Here is a 9813-nt window from a genome sequence, read left to right as displayed (position 1 = left end):
GAATCATTCCTCTGCATCTGGCCTAGGAATCACATCTCGATTCCACCAGTCTACCCCTAAGGTTAGCGCCTATGGGGTGCTGACCCTCCGGCATCAACAGGTTCTGCCTCACCCCAGCAACCGCTTGCCCAGCCGCGCGCATTGGACGCGAATATCCGGAATGGCGTCGATCTCGAAGAAGGTGCCGCGCGTCAGTGGCCCGACCGCGAGAATCTTGGCCGATACGGTGCCGTCGCTGGCGATGACCTCGCAATTGTCTGATACGTCGAGGCCAAGGCGCAGCGGGTCCGGCCGCGCCAGCCCGCGATCGACCAGCGATCGCACCACGCTGTTCGTGGTGGTAGAGATGTCCCTGGCGATGCCGGTGCAGTCGTAGATGCGGGCGACTTCGAACGTCTCGATGTTTTGCGTGTGGCGCGACTGGACCTGCACGCTGAAATCGTCACCCGCGGTGATTCCGACGACGCGCCCGGCGACCAGCCGGATGCAGCCCGATTGAACCGCCTCGGTGACGCGGCCATAGACTTCCGGCGCCATGCGATGGCGGTGGATATCCCACCACGCCTTGGTGTGCTCGACGAAGCGGCGCTTGGCCGAAGACGGCCAGTTCTGCCAGATCTTCTGGTTGAACGGCCTGAGACCGTCGACGACGTCGCGCCAGTCGATGCCGGCCTTCTGGTTTTCCCGGATCAGATCGCGGAACCAGCCGACAAAGTAGGAAAGCTGGGTGCCGAGCGGAATGTCGGCGACGTCGAGCTTGATCGGATTGCCCTTGCGATGCGGCGAAGGCAGCAGGCCGCGCCGCGACACCGCCACGATCTCACCGCGATGGCCGCGCTGTTCGAGCGACAGGAAGGTATCGACCATGCTCAAGCCGGTGCCCAGCACCAGGACTCGGGCTTCGGGGTCCAGCGCGGTGTCGGCCTCTGATCCCATCCTGATCGCGTGGCCCTGGCCGGCGCCCGGCTCCTCGTCATGCCCGGTCGCCAGCACGGCAAGATGGGCGACGACGCTGGTGCCGTTGGCCAGCGTCACCTCGACCCCGGACGCAGTCGGCGAGATCGACAGGCTCTCTTCGCGGATCAGCCGAAGACGCCCGGTCTCGCGAGCCTCGAGCTCGTCCAGCAGCTCCTTCAGATAGCGGGCATAGACGCTGCGCGGCGCATAGACCGGCGCCTGCTCTGGAGTTGCCAGGCCGCGTTCAAGCAGCCAGCGCCAGAAATTGCCGGGGTCGTCGGCATAGGCGCTCATGCCGGCCGCGCTGACATTCAGCACATGCGCCGACAGCAGCGTGGAATAGGCGATGCCCTGTCCGAAATGCGGACGCTTTTCGATAAGCGTGACGCGGAGATCGGGATTGGGCGACTTCAGGAGATGCGCGGCAAGGACGACGCCGCTGGCGCCGCCGCCGACAATAATGATCGAATTTGGGACGATCGAATTTGCGCGGCCGGTCATGCGCGCACCAATTGCCTTAGGAGCCGTCGGTTCCGGCTCAGGCCTGGATTTTCAACGCAGCCGAAAGGTCGTCGTCGCCGGCGATATCGCGCATCTCGGCGAGGCTGCGCTGATCCAGCACCTCGGCGATCGCTTGCCGGACCTCCAGCATCAGATGTCGGACTTGGCATGTCGCCTCGTTGCAGTCTTCACAGCGCTGATACCGGGTGCGGCTGGCGCAGGGAATGGGGGCCAGCCGCACCCGTCGAGCACGCGCACGACGTGGCCGATCTTGATTTCATCCGCCGGCCGCGCCAGGCGATAACCGCCCTCCTTGCCCTTGCGGCTCTGGACAAAACCGGCGTTGCGCAGCTCGACCAGGATGGCATCGAGAAATTTCTTCGGGATGTTGTTTCCGGTGGCGATATGGCCAACGAAGGCGAGCTGTCCAACCGGCAGCCGCGCGAGATGGACGAGCGCCTTGAGGCCGTACTTGCCCTTTTTCGTGAGCATAGACCGAACGTTTCTCTGTTGTGCGATGGCGCAGGGCCACCGGTTGTGAAGCGCCTGGCGTGCGTCCCCACCGCGTCCAAGCTTACATGACACATAAATTCTAGTGACATGATATACAAGCTGAGCACCGTTGATTTTGCTTCGTTTTCAAGCCGCTGCGGCCATTTTGGCGGACGTTTTGCGCCCTTGACGGCATAGAGGCAGCTGGGCAGCCAGCGCGCTCGGCATTGAAGGCCGATGCACCGCCGGCGATCGATATGGAGGCTGCCGTCGCTCATCGTCCTCTCCAATTTCTGTAATGTCGATAAGACTACTATACTTAAACGCGAATACAGGGATCAGTTTTCAAATCCTCGGCCATCCGCAGCATGGATTTGCCTGGGGAGGATGCAAGACGAGAAATGCTTGTTTGCAGCCGGTTGCCGAAACGCGGTGAAGGGTATCCGGCCTGATCAGCGATCCATTTCAATGCGAATGTCAGGCCAGTATCAATGTCAGGGGCGCGAACGGTTCGCCCACACCAATCCGCCCAGCCCGACCAGCGCGGTGACGATGCCGATATAGAGCCATTGCGACTGGCCGGTCATGAAGCTGCCTCCGACCAGGCCGACGCCCTGCAGCGACCAGAGCGCGCCGATGGCGAGCACGATCAACGCCAGCAGATTTTTGATCAATCTCATCGTTGGAATTTCCTTCCCTAGTCGATCCTCAATTCAGCCATGACCGCCACGGCAAAGCGAAAGGAAGCGACCCGATCGTATTCGCTTCTGCTTGTATATCGACGTCGGATATCGGGACGAAGACCATCGGGATACGCGGCAACGCCGATTAACCCTCTGACAAAGTGTTTCCCACCGACTCCAAACGTGTACTGTAGTCATGGAACCGCCAGATGACTGCCGCATTTCGTGCCACATTCGATCCGTAACGGCCGGGTTGTCAAACGGAGCCATTTGCCGCAGATGAAGAAACCAAACCAAACCGCGCTTGTCGCGGTGACGATCGCGGCTGGCCTGATGGTCGGCGCATCCACCTCCCCTGCCTCCGCGCAATGCGGCCGCGCCTCCTGGTACGCGCTGCACTCGAAGACCGCTTCCGGCGAGCGGATGAACCCGTCGGCGCTGACCGCCGCGCACCGCACCTTGCCTTTCGGCACAAAGCTGAAGGTCACCAACCGCAACAATGGCCGCAGCGTCGTCGTGCGCATCAACGACCGCGGCCCGTTCATTAGAGGTCGCGTGATCGACCTGTCGAAGGGCGCCGCCAGACGGCTCGGCTTCATCAGTTCGGGCCATACCGCTGTGTGCACCGACCGCGTGTGATGCCACGCGTCTGAGATTATGCTGTAGCGATTGCCCGTTGCCGGCCTTCGCATTCGCACAATAAGCCGGCTCCCGCCGTTCAAAGCCGGTTTTCAACAGCTTAAACGAAAGTATGAGCATAAATCACTTCACTTGACGTATTGCATCGCAGCAGTTTGTTGTTAACCTCCGCGCGAGAGATTCAAGGCTCGACGCTGCTGTCGTCCCTTCGGTCGCAGCAGCGGGGTTTTCGATGTTCTACCAGTTCTACGAATTTAACCACGCCGCCGTGCAGCCGGCCCGCCTCTATGCCGATGCGGTGCGGATGTTCTACACCAATCCGCTCAATCCATTCACGCACACGTCGTGGGGCCGCTCGGTCGCGGCAACCGCCGAATTGTTCGAGCGCACGACGCGCCGCTACAGCAAGCCGCGATTCGGCCTGACCAAGACCGTGGTCGACTGGAAAAGCGTCGATGTCACCGAAAAGACCGTGTGGTCGCGGCCGTTCTGCAATTTGCTCCGATTCGAGCGGGCGGTTCCCGCCGGACGCCGGCCTGATCCGAAGCTGCTGATCGTGGCGCCGATGTCGGGCCACTATGCAACGCTGCTGCGCGGCACGGTCGAGGCGATGCTGCCCCATGCCGACGTGCACATCACCGACTGGGTCGACGCCCGCATGGTACCGCTCAGCGAGGGCAGCTTCGACCTCGACGACTACATCGACTACATTGTCGACATGCTGCATGCGCTGGGGCCCGACACCCACGTCATGGCGGTGTGCCAGCCTTCGGTGCCGGTGCTGGCGGCGGTGGCACTGATGGAAACGCGCGGCGACCCGTTCGTTCCCTCGACAATGACGCTGATGGGCGGGCCGATCGACACCCGCCGCAATCCGACCGCGGTCAACCTTCTGGCCGAGGAGAAGGGCGTCGACTGGTTCCGCGACAACGTCATCATGCAGGCGCCGTGGCCGGTACCGGCCTTCGGCCGCGAGGTCTATCCCGGCTTCCTGCAGCTTTCGGGCTTCATGAGCATGAATCTCGACCGCCACATCATCGCCCACAAGGACTTCTTCATGCATCTGGTGAAGAATGATGGCGACAATGCCGAGAAGCACCGCGACTTCTACGACGAATATATGGCGGTGATGGATCTGACGGCGGAGTTCTACCTGCAGACGGTCGACACCGTGTTTGTCCGCCACGCCTTGCCCAAGGGCGAAATGACGCATCGCGGCGTGGCCATCGATCCCTCAGATATCCGTAATGTCGCCCTGTTCACGGTCGAGGGCGAGAACGACGACATTTCCGGCCTCGGCCAGACCCAGGCCGCGCACGACCTCTGCGTCAACATCCCGGCGGACAGGCACGCTCACTATATGCAGCCGGCGGTCGGCCATTACGGCGTCTTCAACGGCTCGCGCTTCCGCTCCGAAATCGTGCCGCGCATCGTCGACTTCATCACCAGTTATGGCCGCCAGACCCGCGTTGCGGTGAAGCCGAAGCTGGTCCGCATCGCCAGCAAGTAAGGGAGCGGCCGGTGGAACGGCGGTCTCGTGTCCGCTCAGTCGATCTGTTGCACAATAGCCGCTGTTTCGGCCGCGCGGGTAACCATGTCGCAAAACTGGCCGTTGGTATAATTGACAGGGACTGTCAATCGCCCTTAACCTTTCGTTAACAACAAGGGACGAGGGGGACAATGATTTCCTCACCACTGGCGAGAACGCTACGCGTGTGCGCACTGTTTGGGCTGGCACTTGCGGCAGGCTGGTCGACGACGGCATCGGCGGCCGGACCAATGGCAACCGGCGGGCCGACATCGCAGCCGATCGGCCACTATGATTTCTGCAAAACCAGTCCGGCCGAATGCTCGATCCACCCGGGCAATCTCGCCCCCGCCACCATGACCGGTGCGCTCTGGCGCAAGATCCTCAGCGTCAATGCCAGGGTCAACACCGCCGTCAAGCCGAAAAGCGACATCGACATCTATGGCAGGGACGAGGTCTGGGCCTATCCCGTCAAGGGCGTTGGCGACTGTGAGGACTATGTTCTGGAAAAGCGCCGCGAATTGAACCGCTTGGGCCTGTCCTACGCCAATCTTCTGATGACCGTCGTGCGCAAGCCGGACGGCGAGGGCCATGCCGTGCTGACGGTGCGCACAAGCAAGGGCGACTACATCCTCGACAATCTGGACGGAAAGGTCCGCTCATGGGACCGGACCGGCTACCGCTTCCTCAAGCGACAAGCGATCGACAATACCGGCCGCTGGGTCTCGATCCGTGATGGCCAGCCGGTTCTGGTCGGCGCGGTCCAGTAGCAGGCCGTCACTTTGGCTGCTTCAGCGCGGCGCGGATCGATGCGGTGATGCGGCGAAGCGCCGCTTCGTCGAGTTTTTCGATGTTTTCGGCCAAAACATTGGCAAGCTCGGTGGCGGCGGGGCTGAGGCCCGACGTGTCGAGCTTCACCCGTGGGTGCGAGGTCTCGGCCAACCGTGCGAGTTCCTCGGCATCGTCCCATATGACGTTGAAATAGCCGATGATCTTCTGGATCAGCGTCCAGGTCGGCGCGCCGCGGCGACCATGCTCCAGCGCAGACAGATAGGCGGCGCTGACGCCGATCGCCTCGGCCATGGCCTTCTGACTGACGCCGCGTTCGCTTCGCAGGGCGCGAAGCTTTTCGCCGAACGGAGTCACAAGTGCATCCTCATGGGGTGCATTCTCATGTGCGCGCGCGCCGCAGGCGGACGTAGAGCGCGCCCGAGCCGCCATGGTTGCGGGCAGCATGGTCGTGGCTGGAGACGAGCGGCCTGAATGCGGGTGTCGACAGCCAGGCCGGCACGGCGCGCCGCAGGATGCCGTCGCCGCCCGACGAGGAGCCTTTGCCGGTGATGACCAGCACGTAGCGAATGCCGCCGGCGTGCGCCCGGTGCAGGAAGGAAAACAGCAGCGAATAGGCTTCGTCCTGGCTCAGGCCATGCAGGTCGACGCGGCCTTCGATCGGCAGCCGGCCCTTCGACAGCTTTTCCAGCGTCGGTTCGTCGAGTGCATGCGAAACATGCTGCGTCTTGGCTTTCGCCGCCGCAGCCGGAGCCATCGCCTGGACACGCGGCGGTGGCTTCGTGTCATCAGCGATGCCCGGGCCGATGTCCGGACTGTCGATGGCGGACTTGCCCTTCAGCGGCTTGGCGGTGCGCGCCACCAGGTTCCACAGGACCCGGTCGTCCTCGCTCAGCCTGTCGATGCGCCGGGTCATCGCCTCGCTCCCGGTACAAGCGGACGCGGTATCAGCGCGTAGAAATCGGCAGGGTTGCGGATAACGCCGGCGATCTCGCCGGCCGCATGTCCCGTTCCGGCGAACAGGTCGCCACGGGCTGGCCCGATAATGGCAGAGCCGGTGTCCTGCGCGATCATCAGCCGCCGGAACGGCTTGTTGCCGAAAGCGGTCAGCGACGGCCCATCGATGTAGAACGGCGTCCCGAATGTATGCAGCAGACGGTCGACAGCGACGGAGCGGCCCGGTGTCAGCGGCACTTTGGCGGCAGCGATCGGCCCGAGTTCCGGGTCGTCGACAGCCGCCTCGCTGACCGAAGTCTCGCGGAAAAAAATATAGGAGCGGTTGCGCCACAGGATCTCGTCGATGCGATCCGGATGCGCCTGGAACCAGGCGCGGACCGACTGCATGGTCACCGCTTCGAGCGGGATTTCGCCTGTCTCGCTCAGTATCTTGCCCGGTCCGGTAAAGCGCTGGCCGGATTTGGCGGCATAGGTGACGCGGCAAAGCCGGCCGTCGGTCATGGTGAGCCGCGCAGAACCTTGTACGTGGATGAAGAAGGCGTCGACCTTGTCGGCGAGCCAGGCGATTTCCAAACCCTTGCCAGCCAAACCCTTGCCAGCAAGCGCGCCGCGCTCGATCTCGCCGCGGTCGAAATACTCGACCGGTCCGTTCGGCGTGGCGCGGCCGAAGGCGAGATAGGGATCCATGCCGGGCGGCCGGTTGGTGTCGTCGATGTCGACGAGATCGGCCGGACGCGACAGCAGCGGCACCGCAAATCGTTCGGTTCGCACCGGCGTGGCGTCGACCACGGGTTCATAGAAGCCGGTGACGAGGCCGGCGCCGCCGCTTTCGGTTCCTATGTGCGCCGGGATGAAATGCCGCTCGAAGAAGGCGCGGGCTTCGCGCCGGTCGGTTGGCGACACGGTGCGGGCTGCAGCGTAGACTTCGGTGAAGGCATTGAAGTCGACGCCGAGCCCGCCGGAGCGATAGGGTTTCGTCAGGACATGAAAAGCCGAGCGCCGGAAAGCGGCGAACGCAGCCAGATGGTCGTCCTCGTCCCAACCGGGCAGATCGTCAAAGGATTTTTCGCTGAACGCCTGAGAAAGCGACACGACAGACCCCGCCGTGGTCCGGGCTCAGTCTTCTTCTTCGGTGGCGACGAGCTTCCAGTTCGGGTCGCGCGAGCGCGTATCGCGGGCAAAGGTCCAGACATCCTTGACCTCGGCGACGGTTTCGGGATCGCCGTCGATGACGGCGCCGGCCTTGTCGCGCGTCGCCGAAATCAGTTCGCTGACGATGCGCAGCGTGATATGCGCCTCGCTGCCCTTCATCTCGGCGGAAACGATGTCGGCCTTGTCGATGCCGACGAAGGAGGACTGGATCTTTTCCGATTTCGCCTCGCGGTCGCCGATGGCCGCGACAAAGCCGTCATAGACCTCGCGCGACAACAGGTTCTTCAGCGTCTTGCGATCGCCATCGGCATAGGCCATGACGATCATCTCATAGGCCATCTTGGCGCCGTCGACGAAGGTCTTCGGGTCGAATGCCGGATCATTGTCCTTGATCGTGCGCAGGCTCTTGTTGAGATCGGTGTCAGGCTTGGCGAAGGCGTCGATCGCCGCATAGGCGTCGATTGCCGGCTCTCCCGGCGCTCGCTTGCGCGGCAGCGAGACCACATTCTCGGGCTTCTGGGCGTCCTCGCGCGTGCGGCCCGCCGTATAGGGATCGAAGGGCGGGCGTTCGCTGCCGGTGCGGCGGCCGAGCACATTGCGCAGCTGGAAAAAAATCACAACCGCCGCAACCAGAAAGAAAATCGTGCCGAAGTCGAAGAATCCCATATCTTCCGCCAATCAATCCCTACTCCGGCCGGACCGCCCGGCCAGGCAATGGCTGCGGTCGCATAGCGTTCAACATCCAAAGCATATAGAACGCAAGCTACAATCATTCAAATTAAAGGCAGCCATACCTATCTAAAAGGTTCAGTGCCAGCGGCGATTGCCCGCCGGCCGGCAAAACACGGTAACGATCGGTCAAGATTTGCGCATTTCGCTGCTTCCCCTGTTCATCCTTGCGCTTCCGCTGCTGGAGATCGCCGGTTTCGTCATTGTCGGCCGCCAGGTCGGCGCGCTGGCGACGGTCGGCCTGGTGCTGGCTTCGAGCATCGTCGGCGCTCTGTTGTTGCGATACCAGGGTTTCGGCGTCATGACCCGGGTCCGTGCCGAAATGGACGCGGGACGTGATCCAAGCCGCCAGCTCGCGCACGGCGCCATGATCGTTCTGGCCGCGATCCTGCTCATCATTCCCGGCTTCATCACCGACATTTTCGGCATTCTGCTGTTCCTGCCGCCGGTCCGCGACCTCGCCTGGCGCCTGTTGAAAGGCCGCATCGTGCTGGCCACCAGTTTCGGCACCGGCGGATTCGGGGCCCGGCAACGCGACAAGACCATCGACCTCGACGACAGCGACTACTCGCGCGGCGACGAGCGCGGCCCGGATCACAATTCCCCCTGGCGCCGCCTCAAGGATGAGTAGGTCGCCTTTAAGGACGAGCAGGTCGCCAAACCTTGTCTTGTCATGCCGACCATGGTAGCGAACGCCCGATTTCAATCCGGTCAGCAACGCTGCCGAGGCAAAAGGACAAAGGCTTATGGCCAGCAAAGACGACGCGCCGACCGGCGCGGCCAGTGGCAACGGCGACGCGACGCAGCCTTCGCTCAACGTGCTTGCCCAATATGTGAAAGACCTTTCGTTCGAAAGCCCCGGCGCGCCGAACTCGCTGCGCGGCCGCGACAAGGCCCCCGGCATCGCCATCAACGTCAATGTCAACGCCAACCCGCTTTCGGACAAGCAGTTCGACGTCAATCTGACGCTGAACGCCAAGGCGTCCTTCGATAAGGAAGTGCTGTTCAACGTCGAGCTGGTCTATGGCGGCGTGTTCGCCATCAGCGGCTTCCCGCAGGAGCACATGCTGCCGCTGCTGTTCATCGAATGCCCGCGGCTGCTGTTCCCGTTCGCCAGGCAGATCATCGCCGAGGCCACCCGCAATGGCGGCTTCCCGCCGCTGATGCTCGACCCAATCGATTTCGCGCAGATGTTCCAGCAGAAGCTGGCCGAGGACCAGGCCGCCGGCAAGGCCAAGGCGAGCTGAGGCGATTGCTCGGTGACGTTTGAAAAACCCGGCCTCGCGCCGGGTTTTTTCTTTGGGACGCCGGAGGGACAGCGCCCCATAGGCGCTAACTTAGGGCATGAGCGTTATCCTTGCTGCGGCGGATTGGCTTTTTCGTCGC

Annotated in this window: 11 protein-coding genes and 1 pseudogene; 5 read left to right on the top strand and 7 right to left on the bottom strand. The window is 62.8% G+C overall.

Features of this window, described 5'->3' with window-relative positions; genetic code table 11:
- Positions 1-108: 108 nt before the first annotated feature.
- The 3 genes and pseudogenes from AC0L3L_RS35780 to AC0L3L_RS35770 all read right to left on the bottom strand — a co-directional run bounded on the left by AC0L3L_RS35780 (position 109) and on the right by AC0L3L_RS35770 (position 2630).
- A complete protein-coding gene (locus tag AC0L3L_RS35780) occupies positions 109-1458 on the bottom strand; it encodes an FAD/NAD(P)-binding protein (RefSeq protein WP_473525968.1) in 1350 nt (449 codons plus the stop codon).
- A gap of 37 nt (positions 1459-1495) precedes the next feature.
- Positions 1496-1950 (bottom strand): annotated as a pseudogene (locus tag AC0L3L_RS35775) (RrF2 family transcriptional regulator).
- A 494-nt stretch (positions 1951-2444) separates the two neighbouring features.
- Positions 2445-2630: a hypothetical protein gene (locus tag AC0L3L_RS35770; RefSeq protein WP_473485791.1), complete on the bottom strand. Its 186-nt coding sequence runs from the start codon at positions 2628-2630 to the stop codon at positions 2445-2447.
- A 282-nt stretch (positions 2631-2912) separates the two neighbouring features.
- Here AC0L3L_RS35770 and AC0L3L_RS35765 point away from each other — a divergent pair, with 282 nt between their 5' ends.
- From AC0L3L_RS35765 to AC0L3L_RS35755, 3 genes are all read left to right on the top strand, one after another.
- Complete coding sequence (locus tag AC0L3L_RS35765; RefSeq protein ID WP_473642032.1) at positions 2913-3272, top strand: septal ring lytic transglycosylase RlpA family protein; 360 nt, start codon at positions 2913-2915, stop codon at positions 3270-3272.
- 232 nt (positions 3273-3504) lie between these two features.
- A complete protein-coding gene (locus AC0L3L_RS35760) occupies positions 3505-4782 on the top strand; it encodes a polyhydroxyalkanoate depolymerase (protein WP_473642030.1) in 1278 nt (425 codons plus the stop codon).
- Positions 4783-4952: 170 nt separating this feature from the next.
- Positions 4953-5570 (top strand): transglutaminase-like cysteine peptidase, encoded by a 618-nt coding sequence (locus AC0L3L_RS35755; RefSeq protein WP_473642028.1) that lies wholly within the window; start codon positions 4953-4955, stop codon positions 5568-5570.
- Positions 5571-5577: 7 nt separating this feature from the next.
- Here the strand turns inward: AC0L3L_RS35755 and AC0L3L_RS35750 are convergent, their stop codons facing one another.
- From AC0L3L_RS35750 to AC0L3L_RS35735, 4 genes are read right to left on the bottom strand one after another with little or no spacing between them, the layout of a single operon-like run.
- Positions 5578-5946 (bottom strand): helix-turn-helix domain-containing protein, encoded by a 369-nt coding sequence (locus AC0L3L_RS35750; RefSeq protein ID WP_123148708.1) that lies wholly within the window; start codon positions 5944-5946, stop codon positions 5578-5580.
- A 25-nt stretch (positions 5947-5971) separates the two neighbouring features.
- Positions 5972-6505: a Smr/MutS family protein gene (locus AC0L3L_RS35745; RefSeq protein WP_123148709.1), complete on the bottom strand. Its 534-nt coding sequence runs from the start codon at positions 6503-6505 to the stop codon at positions 5972-5974.
- Positions 6502-7638, bottom strand: coding sequence for a murein transglycosylase A (mltA, locus tag AC0L3L_RS35740; RefSeq protein ID WP_473642026.1), 1137 nt, complete (start codon positions 7636-7638; stop codon positions 6502-6504). Before mltA ends, AC0L3L_RS35745 begins: the two co-directional genes overlap by 4 nt.
- A 24-nt stretch (positions 7639-7662) precedes the next feature.
- Complete coding sequence (locus AC0L3L_RS35735; protein WP_473642024.1) at positions 7663-8364, bottom strand: Tim44/TimA family putative adaptor protein; 702 nt, start codon at positions 8362-8364, stop codon at positions 7663-7665.
- Positions 8365-8563: 199 nt separating this feature from the next.
- Here AC0L3L_RS35735 and AC0L3L_RS35730 point away from each other — a divergent pair, with 199 nt between their 5' ends.
- Complete coding sequence (locus AC0L3L_RS35730) at positions 8564-9058, top strand: FxsA family protein (protein WP_473642022.1); 495 nt, start codon at positions 8564-8566, stop codon at positions 9056-9058.
- Between the two features lie 115 nt (positions 9059-9173).
- Positions 9174-9674, top strand: coding sequence for a protein-export chaperone SecB (gene secB, locus AC0L3L_RS35725; RefSeq protein WP_123148712.1), 501 nt, complete (start codon positions 9174-9176; stop codon positions 9672-9674).
- The last annotated feature ends 139 nt before the right edge of the window (positions 9675-9813 follow it).

Source organism: Mesorhizobium sp. WSM4849 (assembly GCF_055811385.1).
Note: the sequence above shows the minus strand (reverse complement) of the source record. Positions and strands in the feature narration are given on the sequence as shown.